Below are 17,292 nucleotides of genomic sequence, written 5' to 3' on the forward strand. Positions count from 1 at the left end.
GCATCTGTTCATTATAGTGATTGACCTGCTGTAATTAACGCGAGCTTATAAACATCTTCCTCGTTACATCCACGGGAAAGGTCATTTACAGGTGCATTTAATCCCTGAAGGATCGGGCCAACTGCTTCAAAGTTTCCGAGTCTCTGAGCAATTTTGTAGCCGATGTTTCCGGCTTCAAGGCTTGGGAATACAAATACGTTTGCATCACCCTGGATCTCTGAGTCAGGTGCTTTGCTTTTCGCTACAGAAGGAACGAATGCTGCATCAAACTGGAATTCGCCGTCTAAAGTCAGGTTTGGAGCCGCTTCTTTTGCCAGCTTAACCGCTTCTGCCACCTTTTCAGTCTCCGGTGATTTTGCAGAGCCTTTTGTTGAGAAGCTCAGCATGGCCACGCGTGGATCAATATCAAACATTCCAGCTGTTTTCGCGCTTTCTACTGCAATCTCTGCAAGGTCGCTGCTGTCAGGTGAAATGTTGATCGCACAGTCTGCAAATACATACTTTTCGTCACCGCGTACCATGATAAACACGCCGGAAGTCTTCTTGATGCCTTCCTTCGTTTTAATGATCTGAAGTGCCGGGCGAACCGTATCTGCTGTTGAGTGAGCCGCACCACTTACGAGCCCATCAGCACGGTTTGTGTACACAAGCATCGTGCCGAAATAGTTTTCGTCCTGAAGAATCTTGCGGGCATCCTCTTCAGTGGCCTTGCCTTTGCGGCGCTCAACGAATGAAGCAACAAGCTCTTCGAATTCACTGTAATCTGAAGGGTCCAGGATCTCGCAGCCCTCCAGTACAACATTCATCTCCTGAGCTTTTTCTTCAACAGCTGATGTTGAGCCTACTAAAATTGGTGTCATGATGCCTTCTGCTGCCAGACGGCTTGCTGCACGAAGAATGCGCTCATCCGTGCCTTCCGGGAATACAATACGACGATTCTGCCCTTTGACTTTTTCCGTTAAACCAGTAAATAAATCACTCATGATTCGGCCTCCTAAAAACGTCTTTACCGTAAGCATACCCCATCTATACGGGAATTCAACCGATACCCTTTATGGGAGCGGTTACACATAAAAAGTTTTTCTTTTCAAACAATTCTTGATGCATTTTCTCTGTAAACACGCCCGATTAGATGAAGACGCTCTATTTATGATAAGATAAAAGAAGTGTTGAAAAAGTACAATTTACTGGGAGTGACATAGCATGAGTGAAGCTGCAACAACCCTTGACGGCTGGTATGGCCTTCATGATTTCCGTAGAATCGACTGGACGTCCTGGAAGCGTCTTTCAAGTGAGGAACGCACTGCTGCGATCCATGAATTCCAGCAGTTTTTAAAGAAGCTGCATGAGGTTCAGGATGAGGATCAGGGAAGCCATTCTTTTTATACAATTGTTGGCCAGAAGGCTGATTTCGTTCTGTTTATTCTGCGTCCAACAATGGAAGAGCTGAACGAGCTTGAAAATGAATTTAACAAGCTGACAATCGCTGATTATACCATTCCAACGTATTCTTATGTGTCTGTAGTAGAGCTTGGAAGCTACGGCTCAAAGGAATCGGACGAAGACCCGTATCAAAACCCATATGTGCGTTCACGTCTTTATCCTAAGCTTCCTAAATCTAAGCACATCTGCTTCTATCCAATGGATAAAAAGCGTGAAGGTGACGACAACTGGTACATGCTTTCTATGGAACAGCGCAAAAAGCTGATGTACGATCACGGCATGATTGGCCGTCAGTACGCCGGTAAAATCAAGCAGATCATCTCAGGCTCTGTCGGCTTTGATGACTGGGAGTGGGGCGTAACACTATACGCAGATGACGTACTGCAGTTCAAAAAAATCGTTTACGAAATGCGCTTTGACGAAACAAGCGCGCGCTACGGTGAGTTTGGTGCCTTCTATGTAGGAAACCTCCTCGAAGACGAAGATTTACCGAAGTTTTTGCATGTATGACGAATGTATCAAGGACAACTTTAACCGGTTGTCCTTTTCTTTTTAAAGAGCACTCATGTGAAAATGTTTATTGCTTTTATATTTACAGAGATGAGCGGAGCAGAAGGCGGCGACTCCTGCGGCAGAGAAGGGCAGGTGAAACTCTGCTGGCGCGGAGCGGCAAAGAGGTTCACCGCCCGGCCGCGGAAAGCGTCCGCCTGGCGCGGAGCTCATCGGACGTCTCAGGGAAATTTAATTGGTTCTAAGAATGCTCCCTGCTCATATGATTAAATGACAAAATGGTTCAGGGAGGAATTTTATTGAATCCATCAAGTATGCAGGGGCAGACGCCTCCCCCTACGTATTATCCTTACTATCAGCAGACGTATCCTCAGCAGCAACAGCAGCAGATGCCAGCTGTCTTTCCAAGAGAAGAATCATACATCGAGAATATTTTCAGGCTAAATCGCGGGAAAATGACGACAGTTTATATGACATTTGAAAATAACCGTGAGTGGAATGCAAAGATTTTTAAAGGTGTGATTGAAGCTGCAGGACGTGATCATCTCATTTTGAGTGACCCAAAAACAAATCAGCGTTATTTATTGCCGCTTCTGTATATGGATTACGCAACGTTTGATGGGGAGATAAACTATGCTTATCCTTATAACGGTGTGACGAACCGGTAAGTTGGTTTTCTGATGTAATAAATAAATCAATATTTGTGGTTTGAAATCGGGCAAGACTCATCTTTTGCAGTCATATAAATACGGAAGTGGGCATTCAATCAGCATTGATTCGACCACTTTTTCGGGTTATTTAACTACTCTTTCAGGTTATTTGACCACTCTTTTGCTTGATTAGACCACTTTTTTCCGTTATTTGACCACTCTTTACCGTTATTAAACAACTCATAGAAAAAATCACGGTTTTCCACCTTGAATAAACGCAAAAAAGATGCCCGCCACAGCGGACATCTTTTTTACATGAGTTTTACTGCTGCAATGACCAGGCATACCCAGCCTGCGAGGAATGCTACGCCGCCGATTGGTGTGATGGCGCCAAGCACGCTGATACCTGTCAGACTTAAAATATACAGGCTGCCTGAGAAGAAAATAATGCCCACGAGGAACAGCCATCCTGCTGCATTTAACAGGCCGGATGCCTGCAGGTTGCCTGCAAGAATACCGATGATTAGAATACCTGTTGCATGAAACATCTGATATTGTACGGCTGTATTCCATGTGTCGAGATATTTCGGCTCTACTCTGCCTTCAAGTGCGTGTGCCCCGAATGCGCCTAGTGCGACTGATAAGAAAGCATTAATGGCTCCGATTATAATAAATAATTTCATTTCAAGTTACGTCCCTTCTGTTAAAAATCGAAAAGTGAATCACCGTTTGAGCCGTCTTCTGTTTCAAGCGGCTTGTCCTGAAGACTGAGCTGAGCGGGTTTTGATGGAGCCTGATAGGAAGCCGTCTGAACAACAGGCTCACTGACAGGATTCACACCTTCCTCTAATGCCAAATCACAGAGCGTACGAATGGAGTGCAAATATTCACGCTGCCTTGCTCCGCTTGTCCCTCTTGCCTTTTTTGCTTCCTGTTCGATCTTCTGGAGAAGCCGGTCATAGGAAATTGACATCTTATCCTCTCCCTTTTTCTTTTAAAATTTTCTTTTCAAATGCATAACATGGCTGTCCGGATGCCCGGAACACTTCAAGCGATGGCAGATGCTTTGTTTTAAAGCCATGCGCTTTGCATCCCTTTGGAAAACGGGGGTCCCATGTTACATAGTAATACTTGCAGGCACTGCAGTTAATACGCTTTGATTCCATGCGGGTGCCTCCTCTTTAGGATAAAGTCCAGTCAACTGGTTCAATATCATTCTCTTTCAGGAATTCATTGGCCTTCGAAAACGGTCTGCTGCCAAAAAATCCGCGATGCGCCGATAGTGGACTTGGATGTGGAGCCTTAATGACAAAATGCTTCATTTCATTAATGAGACCCTCTTTTTGCTGGGCCGGTTTCCCCCACAAAATAAACACCATGGGCTCATCCCTCTCACCCAGCAATTCAATGGCTTTATCCGTTATCCGCTCCCAGCCCTGATTCCGGTGAGAATGCGCCTGTCCTTCACGCACGGTTAAAACCGTATTTAATAATAACACACCTTCTTCCGCCCATTTCGTGAGATCACCATGACGGGGAGGTTGAATCCCAAGATCCTCTTCCAGCTCTTTATAAATGTTCTGAAGTGACGGCGGAATTCTGACACCTTTTTGCACAGAGAAGCTCAGCCCGTGCGCCTGACCCTGTCCATGATAAGGATCCTGTCCAAGAATGACCACCTTTACTTTATGAAAAGGCGTTCGTTGAAACGCTTCAAATATGTGATTCATTGGAGGGAAAATCGTTTCCGATCCATATTCTTTTTTCAAAAATGCCCGGAGCTCTTTATAATACGGTTGTTCAAATTCGTCCTGCAGCAGTTCCTGCCAGTCATTATTGATCTTAACCGCCATTCTTCTCAACTCCTATTCTTCGAAAATAATCGTTGCTTCATACCCTGTATAATCGAAAAACTCCGTGAGTGCCCGCTCGGCATTTTCTTCAGCCTGCGTTAAAAGCCCCTGTTCAATCGCTTCCTCTTCCATCATCGCCTGTGCCTCTGCAGCAATTTCAAAGCCTTCTTCCCAGTTCACATTACTGCGGAAAATACCTTCAACCGAAAATGCTTCAACCTTATCCATTTGAAGGGCCGGCTCCTGAAGCAGCTGAGCTTTCGGAAGGGTCAGCTCAACCGTTTTGTTTTCCTCGTTTACAACAAGGTCGTCTTCCGTCACCTGATCCAGATTAACACCTGCTAATACGGTACCCGGCACAACAAGAAGCAAACGGCGCTGTGTTCCCGGAAAATTAATATTAATATCCTGACCAAACAGCTGATTGTCTGTCTGTTCAACTACTGCCTTAATAAAAGCCTGAGAAGTAGCGAGGGCATTCATATCCCGTACCTGCTCAACAAAAACCTCTGAGTTCTCCTCTTCGTTATCTCCTGTAATCCACATATATGAAGCGATCGAAACCACTGAAACAATGACGATAACTGCGAGAAGAAATAAAATATTTCTTAAACGCCATACTGCAAATAAAAATCCTCTCATTCCATCACCTGCTACCGTTTTTTTGAAACCATTCTTTTATTATACGGAAAACCGCGAACCATTGAAATATAGACCGCTTTTTCAGCAAAAAACCATTTAGAGACTGCCACATTTCTGTCAAAAGAAGACGATATTTCCCGGGAAATGTCCGATTGTTTCAAACTTCCATTTCCCATGATATGATAGGGGAAATCAATTTTGGAGGGACAAGCAATGAGTTTAAAGAAAACATTAACAATCGCAGGTTCAGATACAAGTGGCGGCGCAGGCATTCAAGCTGACCTTAAAACATTCCAGGAACACGGCACTTACGGTATGACTGCGCTCACAACAGTCGTAACGATGGACCCTGCCAATCACTGGCACCACAACGTTCACCCGCTTCCAATCGAGACCTTGAAAGCGCAAATCGACACAGCCCTTTCTACTGGTGTAGATGCTGTGAAAACAGGAATGCTCGGATCGGTTGAAATTATTGAAACAGCAGCGGCTGCCATTGACCGTTCTGGCACATCTAACGTGGTCATTGACCCGGTTATGGTATGTAAAGGGGAGGATGAAGTGCTTCATCCTGAAACCGTTGGGGCAATGCAGGAACATCTTCTGCCACGTGCTACGGTTGTAACTCCAAACCTATTTGAAGCAGGCCAATTAGCCGGTAACGGTCCTCTTCGCTCTATTGAGGATATGAAAGAAGCTGCCCATAAAATCGTGGAGCTTGGTGCAAAATCCGTTGTTATTAAAGGTGGAAAGCAACTGAATCACGATAAGGCTGTCGACCTTTTTTATGATGGACAGGAATTTATTTTACTTGAGGCTGAAAAAGCAGATACAACTTACAACCACGGGGCGGGCTGTACCTTTGCCGCAGCTGTTACGGCAAATCTCGCAAATGGACTTGAGCTGAAAGAAGCCGTTTCAAATGCTAAGGAATTTGTTACAAGTGCGATCCACCACGGCTGGAAACTGAACGAATACGTTGGACCGGTTATGCATGGCGCGCACAGCCGCTTTGATTCAGTTGCAGTCAAGACGGAAACACTCTGAACAAACTGAAGCGGCTCTGAAACGTTTAATCCCCTCAGATTAAGGAATACAGGAAGTAAATGGATTCCAAATGAGGTGGGTAAATGTTTAATTTTATCATTACAATTGCTGTACTGATTGGCGTATTTGTCGGCTTTTACCTGATCACAGGGTCAATCGGCATCTCGATTGCAGCTGCTATTATCGGAGCTGTCATTTCCTTTTTTGCTGTTGGTGCTTATGCGGGACAGCGTAAAGAAGAAATCAAGTACGGCAATGAAGCACCGCTGGATAAAGACCGGACTCCCGAGAAGGAAAACCGTCATACGTATCAACCAAAACCTGAAAATGAAAGCAGAATTCAGGATCCGACGAAATAAACCGTGCTGATGCACGGTTTTTTTTATTTAGTCACATTCATGAAGTGCTCCCGATTTACGCCGGACTATTTTCACAAAAGTGTCCAAGATTTAAACGAATGTGACCAAGCTGAGGCTGAAAGTGTCCAAGCTGGAGCAAATTGCGTCCAAACGCCTGCCTCCGCTTTTCCCGATGTCTAGCTCCGCCGGGCAGGGACTAGCAAACTTCCCGTCCTCTCGTTCGATAAGTCAACATCGGTTCACTTCGTTCACCGTGTTTCCTTTATCTTCGTCGAGGCCGGTCCAGTTTGTACGTCCCTCAACGCCCGCCTCCGCTTTTCTTCACAAACAGGCTTTTCGCATTCTTGTTGATTTTGCAGTAGAATAAGAAAAGAGATTTTGTTGTGAGAAGGAGGGGCAATATGGAGCCTGTCAATTTGAAAGAGGTCCAGAACCTGATTGATCGCTTTGCGCAAAAAGAAGTTTATATACATTTAGAGACAACGAATGGTTCGTATGCTTCTCATGTGGATGAGAATTTTTTTAATGCCGGCGCTTTTATCCGCAATGCAAAAGTGGAGTATGAGTTAGGTAAAATCATCGGTGATGTTCCTTCACGTGTCGGGCTGAAGCTTGGCAACCTTGGCTGGATTTATGCACAGGGAATTACACATTATGAGCTTGATGATAAAGGGCGTCTACTGATGGCCGGCCATGATCACCAGGGAAAGCTTGCTGTGTCCCTGCAGATTAGCGAAACACCTTTTGAGTAGCAGGAAGGAGCAGGACAGATGATAGAAAAAGAAAGACATGTATTAGTTGTATTTCCGCATCCTGATGACGAGGCATTTGGCGTTTCGGGAACGATTGCCAGTCACTTAAAGATGGGAACCGGCGTCACCTATGCCTGCCTGACACTCGGCGAAATGGGACGTAATCTCGGCAATCCACCATTTGCAACACGTGAATCCCTGCCGCAGATCCGTAAAAAAGAATTGCAGGCGGCTGCTGATGCAATGGGTTTAAAGGATTTAAGGATGATGGGGCTGCGTGATAAAACGGTTGAATTTGAAGACGATGAGAAAATGGTTGATATGATGAACGCATTGATCGAAGACGTTCAGCCATCACTCGTCATTACCTTTTATCCTGATTACTGTGTGCATCCCGACCATGAGGCTACAGCACGGGCTGTTGTAAGAGCCGTCAGCAGAATGGATGAAGCGTCTCGTCCAAAGCTTCACTGTGTGGCTTTTGCGAACCATACAGCTGATGAGCTTGGCGAACCTGATGTCATTAATGATGTTTCAGAAGTGCAGGATCTGAAGCTAAATACGATGAGAGCACATATATCTCAGACAGCCTGGATGCTTGAGGACCTCGAAAAGCGTCTTGCTGAGAAGGACCCTGATGCTATCCAGTGGGTTTCCCAGGAGCGCTTCTTTAACTACCGTTATAATCAGGGCTATAACTAATGAAAAATCCCGTGTCGGCTGACACGGGATTTTTTTGTGGTTGAATTTTTAAGCGTTCTTTACTTCTTCAATCGTCGGAAGTGCGGTCATGGCACCTTTTACAGATGCAGCAAGGGCGCCTGATTTGCTTGCGAGCTCAACCATGCTTTTCGCCTCTTCAAGTGTCAGGCTTTCGATATCCCCTTGGTATTCATGCAATGAGTAGAGAATACCTGATACAAATGCGTCTCCGGCACCGGTTGTATCAACGGCATGCACTTTTCTTGCAGGAACGTGGAGAGCGCCGTCTTTCGTAAATACCCAACTGCCTTCACTGCCCATTGTGATCAAAAGTAATGGAATATCGAATTGCTGCATGGCTTCGGCACCTTTTTGAATATCTGCGGTACCTGTTAAAAATTCAAGCTCCTCTTCGGAGATTTTCACAACATCCGCTTTATCAAGCATGCTGACAATCTTTTGGCGTGCTTCTTCTTCACTGCTCCATAAGGACAAGCGCAGATTCGGGTCATAGGAAACGATCATGCCGTTTTCTCTTGCCATTTCGACCGCGCGGATTGTAGCACTTTTTGAAGGTTCGCTGATCATTGAAATAGAGCCGAAGTGAAACACTTTTGCCTGGCCGAATAAGCTTTCCTGAAGTTCTTCTGATTTCAGAAAACGGTCAGCACTTGGATCAATATAGAAGTCAAAGCTGCGTTCGCCGCCCTCACCGAGTGTGACAAAAACAACACCTGTGCGGTTTTGCTGGTCAAACAGCATGCCTTCTGTATGTACACCATAGTCTTTTAATGTTTTTTCAAGGAAGCGGCCGAGTACATCGTCCCCTACTTTTCCTGCAAAATAAGATGGGATGCCGAGACGTGCCACTCCAACTGCAACATTTGCCGGAGCACCGCCAGGACTTTTATGGTAGCTTGCGTTTGTTTCATCTAATGGAATAAAGTCTATTAAAGCTTCTCCCAGGGAAATGACGCCATTTTTCATTGTATATTCCTCCTGCACTGCATTTTGATGATTAGAGTGTATCACATGATTGAGAAAAAGTTCACATGAAACGTAGAAAGAGCCGGGCTGGAGCTATCCTGCGCTTTCCGTGGCCGGGCGGTGAACCCCTTGTGCTTCGCACAATGGTTTCACCTGTCCCTTTCCGCCACAGGAGTCTCCGGATAGTTCCAGCCCTATTGCATGTTTACAATTCATACTACTAATAAAACCTCATTACAGTAAGGTCGTTCGTTAAATGATGACAGCTGACCTGTTCTAAGAACGATTTTTAATTAAAGAAACCGCTTCCCTCATATAGAAGAAAACGGTTTTGCAGGTTTTATTATACGGTTTGTCCAATCACGTGTTCCTGAATGGCTTTGGCTACGCCTTCTTCACGGTTTGTGACTGTTGTAAATCGGCAGATGTCTTTAATGTCCTGAGGTGCATTGCCCATTGCTACTGACCAGCCTGCTTTTTTCATCATTGATACGTCATTATAGTTGTCGCCGATCGCCATGACATCGGCGAGGTTGATTCCATGCTGAGCTGCATACCATTCGAGTGCGAGTCCTTTTTGTGCATCAATACTTGTAATTTCAAGGTTTTCTTTACCAGATGAACTGACGGCTAGGCCATTCATCTCTGATAAAACAGTACGTGCTTCCTGCAACTTATCAGGATCAGATGAAAATGCAAGGAATTTATAAATGACCTGTGAAGAGTTGAAAATCTCATCGTAGTTTTCAACAATATGAATGTTTCCTTCTTCATAGCGGTTACTTGCTTCTTCTCTTACATGAGGAAGAGGAGTATCCGGATTAGAAGTAAGGAAGATATCAATTAACAGTTCAATTCCCTGCTCCTTATGGTTCGTATACGTTCCCTGATCTGTATATAACTCGAAATAAATGCCAAGTCTTTCAAGCTCAGCGGCTGATTTTTTGGCCATTGCTGAATCAATGCCCTTTACATAGATCTGTTTTCCATTTTCATCGCGTATTTCAGCTCCGTTTACGACAATTAGTGGCAATGATAAACCTGCATCTTTTAGTGGTTCAGATGCTTCTTTATAAGAACGGCCGGTCGCAATGATCACTTTCGCACCGGATTTTTGTGCTTCCCTAATCGCAGTGGCTGTTTCTTCTCCAACAGCATGTTGTCCATTGAGAAGAGTGCCATCCATATCTGATGCAATCATTTTAATCATGGTATTCACCCTTTTCTTTTGATTGTTATAGTGTAACACGGCATCAAAATTGTAAACCTTTTCAATGCTTAGTATTTACAAATATTTAAAAATGCGTTCATATCAGGACAAAATGAACGCGAAAAAGACCAAAATAAAAACAGCAGGCCAGCTGCTGTTAAGCTTCAATATGGCAACGGATATTCCGTTCGATCATCTCGTTTTCCAAAAGAAGAATGAAATCTGATGATAGATTTCTTTCTTTCGCTGTTTTAAACGCTTCGATTAATTTTGAATCTGTCAGCTGATTCAGTGAATTCATCCTGTCTCACCTCTTTAAATAGGATTGCATGTTGTGAGTATTCCCTATTTTACCCTTTTTAATCATCAAATGAGAAATTTAAATGTTTTTTCTTAATTGAAAAGGGTACATAACAATGGTTAAATTAAATCAGATATAATGAAAGCGCTATCTTATTAACTTTTAGTGAAAATGATTGATTTGAAAGGTGGTGTGCATTAAAATTAGATTCGTCTCATTTTTATTCACTTAATACATAATAAAAATGACAGTTTATAAAAAGGAGAAACTGAATGAAAAACCCAACTGCTATTGATTACTTACGTTTTATTATCCCTTCATTAATCGGGATTTTCTTATTTATGACGCCTCTACCTTCTGATGAGGCAGTGACGATTCCAATTGCGATTATGTCAAACTGGCTACAAGGCTTAATCGGCCCTTCTATTCCTGGTATTATGACGATCCTGATTGTGGTGGCCGCACTGTTGTCACTTGTCGCACGTATTGTTAAACCTTCATTTATCACTAACAGTGATTTCCTGACGAACCTGTTTGCTGTTGGATGGTTCTGGGTGATTGTCCGGGTCATCGCCGCTGTATTTGCCATCATTACTTTTTATCAGTTAGGCGGCAGTTCGACAGAATTAATCTGGTCAGAATACACAGGCGGGCTTCTGCTTGGTGAAGAAGGTTTAATCACGCTGTTATTTACGATCTTCTTTTTTGCTGGTTTATTTTTACCACTTTTATTAAACTTTGGTCTTCTCGAATGGTTCGGGGCATTAATGGCAAAAATTATGCGCCCATTATTCCGTCTGCCTGGGCGTTCTTCCATTGATGCGCTTGCTTCATGGCTTGGTGATGGAACGATCGGCGTTATGCTGACGAACAAGCAGTATGAAGAAGGCTATTATTCAAAGCGTGAAGCTGCCGTTATTGGAACGACCTTCTCTGTTGTATCTATTACATTCAGTATTGTCGTGATTGAGACGATCGGACTTGCGCAGTACTTCGTTCCGTTTTACGCAACGGTCGCTCTTGCAGGATTTGTCGCAGCCATTATTATGCCGCGAATTCCACCACTATCTCTAAAGAAAAAAACCTACGTAACAGAAGCTGAGGAGGATGACGAGCTTGAGGACATCCCTGAAGGCAAAACGCGAATTCAGCACGGCACAGAAATGGCACTTGCTGCTGCTAAAAAGAACAACAGCGTAGGCGGATTCTTTAAAAGCGGATTTAAAAACGTTCTGGATATGTGGATTGGTGTTGCTCCGGTTGTTATGGCTTTCGGTACGATTGCCCTGATTCTCGCTGAAAACACAAACTTCTTTGTGATCTTAGGAACACCTTTTGTTCCAATTCTTGAGCTTCTTCAAATCCCTGAGGCTGCAGATGCGGCACAGACAATGGTTGTCGGCTTTGCAGATATGTTCCTGCCAGCCATTATCGGTGAAAGCATCAATTCAGAATTAACGAGATTTGTGATTGCAGCCGTTTCTGTGACTCAGCTGATTTACATGTCTGAAGTTGGCGGCGTACTGTTAGGATCAAAGGTGCCGGTGAACTTCCTTGATCTTGTCCTGATCTTCCTGCTTCGTACCATCATCACACTGCCAATCATCGCAGGCGTGGCGCATTTGTTGTTCTAATGATAAAACCGTAACGGAATTCCCCCTTCGCTTTCCTTTGTCTAGCTGCGACGGTCAGGGACTAGCAAACTTCCCGTCCCCTCGTCCGATAAGTCAACATCAGCTCACTGCGTTCGCTGTGTTTCCTTTATCTCCGTCGGGGCCAGTCCAGTTTGTACGTCCCTTAACGCCCGCCTCCGCTTTTCCAGGGCCGCGCGGTGAGCCAGCTAGTGCTTCGCACTAAGCTGTCTCACCTGTCGCTTCTCCGCTGTAGGAGTCTTCGGGGGAATTCCGTTACTCAGTCAGTGCTTTTCTTCAACCATAAGTATGAAACGCAAAAATCATTAGAATCTATTTTTATATTTCTACTAAAAAGCACTTCCCATCACGAGACGGGAAGTGCTTTTTTGCGGATTGTGACAGGCAGGGTAATCGTAGCAGTGGTTCCTTTTCCGGGTTCACTGCGAAACGAAAGCTCACCATCATGTGCCTGAATGATTTTATGACAGATCGTTAATCCCAGCCCCATTCCTTTTTCTTTCGTTGTATAAAAAGGTTCACTGACTTTCTCGATTATTTCCTGTGGGATGCCTTGCCCGGTATCTTCGATTTCAAGATGAACTTCTTTTTCATTTACACGTGGACGTATTTTAATTTCACCGCCATGATCCATTGCTTCAATGCTGTTTTTAATCAGATTAATGAACACCTGAATGACCTGATTACGATCACCATGAACAAATTTTTCTGAGTCGTCCACTTTTTCCACCAGAATGCGGATGTCTTTTTGAGCAGCCTGATGCTTCATAAAGTTAATCACGTAACCCACACAATCGCACAATGAAAAGAACTCTTTTTTCCTCAGCTCAGGTTTCGACAAAACAAGTAATTCATCAACAATTGCATAAATACGGTCAATTTCAGATGACATAATATCAATGTTTTCTTTAGGCAGTGAGGGCTGTTCTTTCATTAACTGTACAAATCCTTTTAAGCTTGTCAGAGGGTTCTTAATTTCATGGGCAATTCCTGATGCAAGTTCACCCGCCACTGCTAATTTTTCTCTTCTTAAAAGCTGTTCTTCGGCACTTTTTTGCTGTGAAATGTCTCTTCCAAGCGTAATCAATGCTTTTCGTGTACCGTCCTCATAAAAAATAGGAACCTTTATCACATCAAACGACTTATATTCACCAGTCTCAATAAAGAAAGATTCCTCAGTCCGGACTGTTTCACCTTTTTGCCATGTTTCTTCGTCTGTGTCCATACAGTAGTCGAAAGCTTCCTGAAAAAAGGGATTAATCTTCCCGAGCTCATGATCTGTCTTACCAATGTATGGCTCGCCTTTTAATCCATAAAGCTCAAGCCCAAAATCATTCGTGCGGATCCATCTGCCTTGTCCATCTTTAAAGCAGACAAAATCAGGCATGGACTGAATCAGCGCCACCATTTTAAACTCTTCCTCTTCCATTTCCTTAAACAGGTTTCTGAGTGCGTTTGAGCGTTGATAAATCAAATATCCAATCACGAGTGTGACAATCGCTACAACAGCTTCAATAATAATATAGGCTTCAGCAGGAAGCCATTCATAAATACCTGACAAAATTAAAACAATTTGTACGAGGAATAAACCGGCAATCGCCGCCAGCAGTCCCTTAATTTGCGAAAACGTATAGGATTGAAGCAATTTCATCACCTGCCATCCTTAAAAAGAATTAACATATGCATCTATCATACCATGTCGAAGATTGTAACAAAAGGTCGAAAGAATGACACATGTCCAAGACTCTTTTCAAGCGTATAATAAGGTTACTTTTTAAACGTGAAAAAGGCTGAGAACTTTTTAGTCTCAGCCTCTACACATTTTTAGTTATTGCGGGATACCCGTCTTTAATTTCTGTAGCATATCAGCTGTCATCGTAGCAAGATCATATTCAGCTTTGAATCCCCACTCTGCTTTTGCTGCCGAAGCGTCAATTGCATCAGGCCAGCTGTCAGCAATCGACTGACGGACAGGATCCGGCTGGTAAGAGATTTCAAACGAAGGAATATGCTTTTTAATTTCAGCAGCCACCATTTCCGGTTCGATGCTCATTGCCGTTACGTTAAACGCGTTGCGGTGTTTCAGCTTGGCAGGATCTGCCTCCATCAGGTCAACGATCGCCTGCAGCGCATCCGGCATATACATCATATCCATATACGTTCCTTTATCAATGTAAGAATTGTACTTTCCTGATTTCAATGCCTCATAATAGATTTCGACTGCATAATCTGTTGTACCGCCACCCGGAGGCGTTACGTAAGATATCAGACCCGGGAAACGCACGCCGCGTGTATCCACACCAAAACGTGTGAAATAGTAATCACACAGCAGTTCACCAGAAACTTTGTTCACCCCATACATCGTCGTCGGACGTTGAATCGTATCCTGAGGCGTTCCATGCTTTGGTGTATCCGGACCAAACGCACCGATCGAACTTGGCGTGAAGAATTGCAGATGGTGTTCACGTGCAGCTTCCAGACCGTTCACCAGACCACCCATATTTAAATGCCACGCAAGCTGTGGATTTTCCTCCGCTCGTGCTGAAAGCAGTGCCGCCATATGCATCATAGTATCAACCTTATACTTTGACACAAGCTCGTTCATCTTAGCGGCATCCGTTACATCCAGTATTTCAAAAGGACCTCCATGAACAACCTCTGAATCAGCCGTCCGGATATCCGTCGCAATCACATGATCTGCACCGTATTCCTTCCGCAGCTTCGTAATTAACTCTGATCCGATCTGACCAAGCGCACCTGTTACCAGTATTCGTTTCATCGCATTTCCCTCCGTTGATTCCTATGATAAAAACAAATGTCCACACAAGAAGGACAAATAATTAATATAAATGTTATTAACACTTATAATTTATCATACTTTAATCAAAATGTTTATACCGGAAGGACAAAAAACTTTGACATCACCTACTCATTTCCATGGATATTATTCTTTACCAGGAGGCTGTATTAACAGCAATATCCATCTTCATTATTGTATATGGAGTTATCGTTATGTAATGAATACATATCTAAAAAGATTAAGATACTTAAGATTAAAAGGTCCCGAATTTTTTTCATAAAACATAAAAAATCCGGCCCTCAGCAGGCCGGATTTTCATTATACTTCCTGTCCTTTACCGACAATCGCTTCAGCAGAGTAGTCCTTTGGCTTGTGCTCACCTGATTGAATTTGCTCAATATAGTGACATGCAGCCTGGTGACCTTCTTTAATGAAGTCAGTTGTACGAAGTTCAGGTGTATCCGTTTTACATTTATCAGTCGCAAACGGGCAACGCGTATGGAAGCGGCAGCCTGTTGGCGGATTGATTGGTGAAGGAACGTCTCCCTTAAGTGCAATACGCTCTTTCTTACGATCAGGATCCGGAACCGGAATCGCTGATAAAAGTGCTTTTGTATATGGATGCTGCGGGTTGTCAAATAGAGAGTGCTTATCTCCAATTTCAACAATCTTGCCGAGATACATAACGATGATACGGTCAGAGATATGACGTACAACCCCTAGATCGTGGGAAATGAACAGGTATGTCAGACCAAACTCTTCCTGAAGCTCTTCAAGAAGATTCAGTACCTGTGCCTGAATCGATACATCAAGCGCTGATACTGCCTCGTCACAAATGATCAGCTTAGGATCAACCGACAGGGCACGGGCAATCCCGATACGCTGACGCTGACCGCCCGAGAATTCGTGAGGATACTTATCTGCCTGGAACGGCTGTAATCCTACTGTCTGAAGAAGATCTTCAATCTTCTTACGACGATCTTTCTTAGGAACCGTATTTTGAATATCCATCGCCTCTTCAATTACTGCAGATACAATCTGACGTGGATTGATCGATGCGTACGGATCCTGGAAGATGATTTGCATATCTTTACGCATAGCGCGCATTTCTTTTTTAGATAAAGTAGTCAGGTCTTTTCCTTCGAACGAAACAACACCTTCAGTCGGCTCATCCAGACGAAGAATCGCACGGCCTGTAGTAGATTTACCACAACCGGATTCCCCTACAATACTGACAGTTTCCCCTTCATAAACGGTAAAGCTGATATCATCTACGGCTTTAACGTGATTGACCGTTCTGCCTAAGAATCCGCCTTTAATCGGGAAATACTGTTTTAAGCCCTCAACCTTTAGCAGTTCTTTCTTGGCCATAGATATTCACCTCCGGATCGCCGTCCCACTCATCTGAGTAAATCCAACAGCGAATCTGATTTTTGTTTTCATCTGTTTCAAGTTCAGGAAGCTTTGTTCTGCAAAGCTCAGTTGCAGCCGGGCAACGTGGTGCAAAACGGCAGCCTGTCGGCATATTAAATGGACTTGGTACTGTTCCTTTAATAGGCGTTAATTTATCCTGGTCAATATCATGACGCGGAAGAGAGTTTAATAATCCAACCGTATACGGATGTCTAGGCTTTCTGAACAGCGTACGAACATCTGCATATTCAACAACCTGACCAGCATACATAACCGCTACATAGTCACATGTTTCAGCAACAACACCAAGATCGTGCGTAATCATGATCACAGACATATGAAGCTTGTTCTGCAGTTCACGGATCAGGTCAAGAATCTGTGCCTGAATCGTTACGTCAAGTGCTGTTGTCGGCTCATCGGCAATCAGCATATCAGGATTACAAGATAGTGCGATCGCGATCATGACACGCTGACGCATACCACCAGACAGTTCAAATGGATACTGATCTACACGCTTTTCCGGTGATGGAATTCCTACCAGTTTCAGCATTTCGATTGCTTTTAATTTTGCTTCACGTTTCCCGAGACCCTGGTGAATCTGAATCGACTCCATAATCTGCTTTCCTACTGTATAAGTAGGGTTCAGTGAGGTCATTGGCTCCTGGAAGATCATTGAGATATCATTACCACGAATGGCGCGCATCTGCTTTTCAGAATACTGAACGATATTTTCGCCTTTAAAACGGATTTCTCCGCCCTTTATTTTACCCGGTTTCGTTAAAAGATTCAGAATAGATAAGGCTGTGATACTTTTACCTGATCCTGATTCTCCTACTACACCAAGCGTTTTTCCACGGGGCAGTTCAAAGCTTACGCCGTCAACCGCTTTTACTTCACCTTCATCAGTAAAAAACGATGTCTGAAGTTCGCGGATTTCTAAAATGTTTTCTGATGAGCTCATTATGTTCACC

The 17,292-nt window shown here is 43.8% G+C and carries 20 protein-coding genes; 7 read left to right on the plus strand and 13 right to left on the minus strand.

The window, feature by feature from the left end:
• Positions 1-11: 11 nt before the first annotated feature.
• Positions 12-983, minus strand: coding sequence for a phosphate acetyltransferase (pta, locus tag H7968_RS01780; protein ID WP_227394535.1), 972 nt, complete (start codon positions 981-983; stop codon positions 12-14).
• A 220-nt stretch (positions 984-1,203) separates the two neighbouring features.
• Between pta and hemQ the strand changes: the two genes are divergently transcribed.
• Positions 1,204-1,953: a hydrogen peroxide-dependent heme synthase gene (hemQ, locus tag H7968_RS01785; RefSeq protein ID WP_227394536.1), complete on the plus strand. Its 750-nt coding sequence runs from the start codon at positions 1,204-1,206 to the stop codon at positions 1,951-1,953.
• A gap of 314 nt (positions 1,954-2,267) precedes the next feature.
• A complete protein-coding gene (gerQ, locus tag H7968_RS01790) occupies positions 2,268-2,621 on the plus strand; it encodes a spore coat protein GerQ (protein WP_371414492.1) in 354 nt (117 codons plus the stop codon).
• A gap of 293 nt (positions 2,622-2,914) precedes the next feature.
• On the opposite strand, the gene H7968_RS01795 is transcribed toward gerQ, so the two are convergent.
• The 5 genes from H7968_RS01795 to H7968_RS01815 are packed head-to-tail and all read right to left on the minus strand — an operon-like array spanning position 2,915 to position 5,098.
• Entirely contained in the window at positions 2,915-3,286 is a 372-nt protein-coding gene (locus H7968_RS01795; RefSeq protein WP_227394538.1) for a DUF423 domain-containing protein, read from the minus strand.
• A gap of 20 nt (positions 3,287-3,306) precedes the next feature.
• Positions 3,307-3,576 carry a YwdI family protein gene (locus H7968_RS01800; protein ID WP_227394539.1) on the minus strand — a complete coding sequence of 90 codons (270 nt, stop codon included), beginning with the start codon at positions 3,574-3,576 and terminating at the stop codon, positions 3,307-3,309.
• A gap of 1 nt (position 3,577) precedes the next feature.
• Entirely contained in the window at positions 3,578-3,769 is a 192-nt protein-coding gene (locus H7968_RS01805) for a uracil-DNA glycosylase (protein ID WP_227394540.1), read from the minus strand.
• 15 nt (positions 3,770-3,784) lie between these two features.
• The gene (locus H7968_RS01810; RefSeq protein WP_227394541.1) at positions 3,785-4,456 is read right to left on the minus strand and encodes a uracil-DNA glycosylase; all 672 of its coding nucleotides are present in this window, start codon (positions 4,454-4,456) and stop codon (positions 3,785-3,787) included.
• 12 nt (positions 4,457-4,468) lie between these two features.
• The gene (locus tag H7968_RS01815) at positions 4,469-5,098 is read right to left on the minus strand and encodes a DUF4230 domain-containing protein (RefSeq protein ID WP_227394542.1); all 630 of its coding nucleotides are present in this window, start codon (positions 5,096-5,098) and stop codon (positions 4,469-4,471) included.
• Positions 5,099-5,311: 213 nt separating this feature from the next.
• On the opposite strand from H7968_RS01815, the gene pdxK reads away from it, so the two are divergent.
• From pdxK to bshB2, 4 genes are all read left to right on the plus strand, one after another.
• Entirely contained in the window at positions 5,312-6,145 is an 834-nt protein-coding gene (gene pdxK / locus H7968_RS01820; RefSeq protein WP_227394543.1) for a pyridoxine/pyridoxal/pyridoxamine kinase, read from the plus strand.
• Between the two features lie 83 nt (positions 6,146-6,228).
• Positions 6,229-6,504, plus strand: a complete 276-nt coding sequence (locus H7968_RS01825; RefSeq protein ID WP_227394544.1) for a hypothetical protein — start codon at positions 6,229-6,231, stop codon at positions 6,502-6,504.
• A 401-nt stretch (positions 6,505-6,905) separates the two neighbouring features.
• Positions 6,906-7,256 (plus strand): YojF family protein, encoded by a 351-nt coding sequence (locus H7968_RS01830; RefSeq protein WP_227394545.1) that lies wholly within the window; start codon positions 6,906-6,908, stop codon positions 7,254-7,256.
• An 18-nt stretch (positions 7,257-7,274) separates the two neighbouring features.
• Positions 7,275-7,958, plus strand: coding sequence for a bacillithiol biosynthesis deacetylase BshB2 (gene bshB2, locus H7968_RS01835; protein WP_227394546.1), 684 nt, complete (start codon positions 7,275-7,277; stop codon positions 7,956-7,958).
• A gap of 48 nt (positions 7,959-8,006) precedes the next feature.
• On the opposite strand, the gene H7968_RS01840 is transcribed toward bshB2, so the two are convergent.
• From H7968_RS01840 to sda, 3 genes are all read right to left on the minus strand, one after another.
• The gene (locus H7968_RS01840) at positions 8,007-8,945 is read right to left on the minus strand and encodes an aminoimidazole riboside kinase (RefSeq protein ID WP_227394547.1); all 939 of its coding nucleotides are present in this window, start codon (positions 8,943-8,945) and stop codon (positions 8,007-8,009) included.
• A gap of 343 nt (positions 8,946-9,288) precedes the next feature.
• Positions 9,289-10,155, minus strand: a complete 867-nt coding sequence (locus tag H7968_RS01845) for a Cof-type HAD-IIB family hydrolase (protein ID WP_227394548.1) — start codon at positions 10,153-10,155, stop codon at positions 9,289-9,291.
• A gap of 157 nt (positions 10,156-10,312) precedes the next feature.
• Positions 10,313-10,456: a sporulation histidine kinase inhibitor Sda gene (gene sda / locus H7968_RS01850; protein WP_227394549.1), complete on the minus strand. Its 144-nt coding sequence runs from the start codon at positions 10,454-10,456 to the stop codon at positions 10,313-10,315.
• A gap of 272 nt (positions 10,457-10,728) precedes the next feature.
• On the opposite strand from sda, the gene H7968_RS01855 reads away from it, so the two are divergent.
• Positions 10,729-12,090: a YjiH family protein gene (locus H7968_RS01855; RefSeq protein ID WP_227394550.1), complete on the plus strand. Its 1,362-nt coding sequence runs from the start codon at positions 10,729-10,731 to the stop codon at positions 12,088-12,090.
• Between the two features lie 364 nt (positions 12,091-12,454).
• Here the strand turns inward: H7968_RS01855 and H7968_RS01860 are convergent, their stop codons facing one another.
• The 4 genes from H7968_RS01860 to H7968_RS01875 form a co-directional block, all read right to left on the minus strand.
• Entirely contained in the window at positions 12,455-13,759 is a 1,305-nt protein-coding gene (locus H7968_RS01860) for an ATP-binding protein (protein ID WP_227394551.1), read from the minus strand.
• Between the two features lie 177 nt (positions 13,760-13,936).
• Positions 13,937-14,887 (minus strand): L-threonine 3-dehydrogenase, encoded by a 951-nt coding sequence (locus tag H7968_RS01865; protein WP_227394552.1) that lies wholly within the window; start codon positions 14,885-14,887, stop codon positions 13,937-13,939.
• A 339-nt stretch (positions 14,888-15,226) separates the two neighbouring features.
• Complete coding sequence (locus tag H7968_RS01870) at positions 15,227-16,279, minus strand: ABC transporter ATP-binding protein (protein ID WP_264476591.1); 1,053 nt, start codon at positions 16,277-16,279, stop codon at positions 15,227-15,229.
• Positions 16,251-17,282, minus strand: a complete 1,032-nt coding sequence (locus H7968_RS01875; protein ID WP_227394553.1) for an ABC transporter ATP-binding protein — start codon at positions 17,280-17,282, stop codon at positions 16,251-16,253. Before H7968_RS01875 ends, H7968_RS01870 begins: the two co-directional genes overlap by 29 nt.
• Positions 17,283-17,292: the final 10 nt, after the last annotated feature.

This window comes from Jeotgalibacillus aurantiacus (assembly GCF_020595125.1).
GTDB classification, from domain to species: Bacteria; Bacillota; Bacilli; order Bacillales; family Jeotgalibacillaceae; genus Jeotgalibacillus; species Jeotgalibacillus aurantiacus.

What these genes read in the sequence shown, in the direction of transcription:
- pta (WP_227394535.1), bottom strand. Translation starts at nt 983, where the DNA reads ATGAGTGATTTATTTACTGGTTTAACGGAAAAAGTCAAAGGGCAGAAT.
- hemQ (WP_227394536.1), top strand. Translation starts at nt 1,204, where the DNA reads ATGAGTGAAGCTGCAACAACCCTTGACGGCTGGTATGGCCTTCATGAT.
- gerQ (WP_371414492.1), top strand. Translation starts at nt 2,268, where the DNA reads ATGCAGGGGCAGACGCCTCCCCCTACGTATTATCCTTACTATCAGCAG.
- H7968_RS01795 (WP_227394538.1), bottom strand. Translation starts at nt 3,286, where the DNA reads ATGAAATTATTTATTATAATCGGAGCCATTAATGCTTTCTTATCAGTC.
- H7968_RS01800 (WP_227394539.1), bottom strand. Translation starts at nt 3,576, where the DNA reads ATGTCAATTTCCTATGACCGGCTTCTCCAGAAGATCGAACAGGAAGCA.
- H7968_RS01805 (WP_227394540.1), bottom strand. Translation starts at nt 3,769, where the DNA reads ATGGAATCAAAGCGTATTAACTGCAGTGCCTGCAAGTATTACTATGTA.
- H7968_RS01810 (WP_227394541.1), bottom strand. Translation starts at nt 4,456, where the DNA reads ATGGCGGTTAAGATCAATAATGACTGGCAGGAACTGCTGCAGGACGAA.
- H7968_RS01815 (WP_227394542.1), bottom strand. Translation starts at nt 5,098, where the DNA reads ATGAGAGGATTTTTATTTGCAGTATGGCGTTTAAGAAATATTTTATTT.
- pdxK (WP_227394543.1), top strand. Translation starts at nt 5,312, where the DNA reads ATGAGTTTAAAGAAAACATTAACAATCGCAGGTTCAGATACAAGTGGC.
- H7968_RS01825 (WP_227394544.1), top strand. Translation starts at nt 6,229, where the DNA reads ATGTTTAATTTTATCATTACAATTGCTGTACTGATTGGCGTATTTGTC.
- H7968_RS01830 (WP_227394545.1), top strand. Translation starts at nt 6,906, where the DNA reads ATGGAGCCTGTCAATTTGAAAGAGGTCCAGAACCTGATTGATCGCTTT.
- bshB2 (WP_227394546.1), top strand. Translation starts at nt 7,275, where the DNA reads ATGATAGAAAAAGAAAGACATGTATTAGTTGTATTTCCGCATCCTGAT.
- H7968_RS01840 (WP_227394547.1), bottom strand. Translation starts at nt 8,945, where the DNA reads ATGAAAAATGGCGTCATTTCCCTGGGAGAAGCTTTAATAGACTTTATT.
- H7968_RS01845 (WP_227394548.1), bottom strand. Translation starts at nt 10,155, where the DNA reads ATGATTAAAATGATTGCATCAGATATGGATGGCACTCTTCTCAATGGA.
- sda (WP_227394549.1), bottom strand. Translation starts at nt 10,456, where the DNA reads ATGAATTCACTGAATCAGCTGACAGATTCAAAATTAATCGAAGCGTTT.
- H7968_RS01855 (WP_227394550.1), top strand. Translation starts at nt 10,729, where the DNA reads ATGAAAAACCCAACTGCTATTGATTACTTACGTTTTATTATCCCTTCA.
- H7968_RS01860 (WP_227394551.1), bottom strand. Translation starts at nt 13,759, where the DNA reads ATGAAATTGCTTCAATCCTATACGTTTTCGCAAATTAAGGGACTGCTG.
- H7968_RS01865 (WP_227394552.1), bottom strand. Translation starts at nt 14,887, where the DNA reads ATGAAACGAATACTGGTAACAGGTGCGCTTGGTCAGATCGGATCAGAG.
- H7968_RS01870 (WP_264476591.1), bottom strand. Translation starts at nt 16,279, where the DNA reads ATGGCCAAGAAAGAACTGCTAAAGGTTGAGGGCTTAAAACAGTATTTC.
- H7968_RS01875 (WP_227394553.1), bottom strand. Translation starts at nt 17,282, where the DNA reads ATGAGCTCATCAGAAAACATTTTAGAAATCCGCGAACTTCAGACATCG.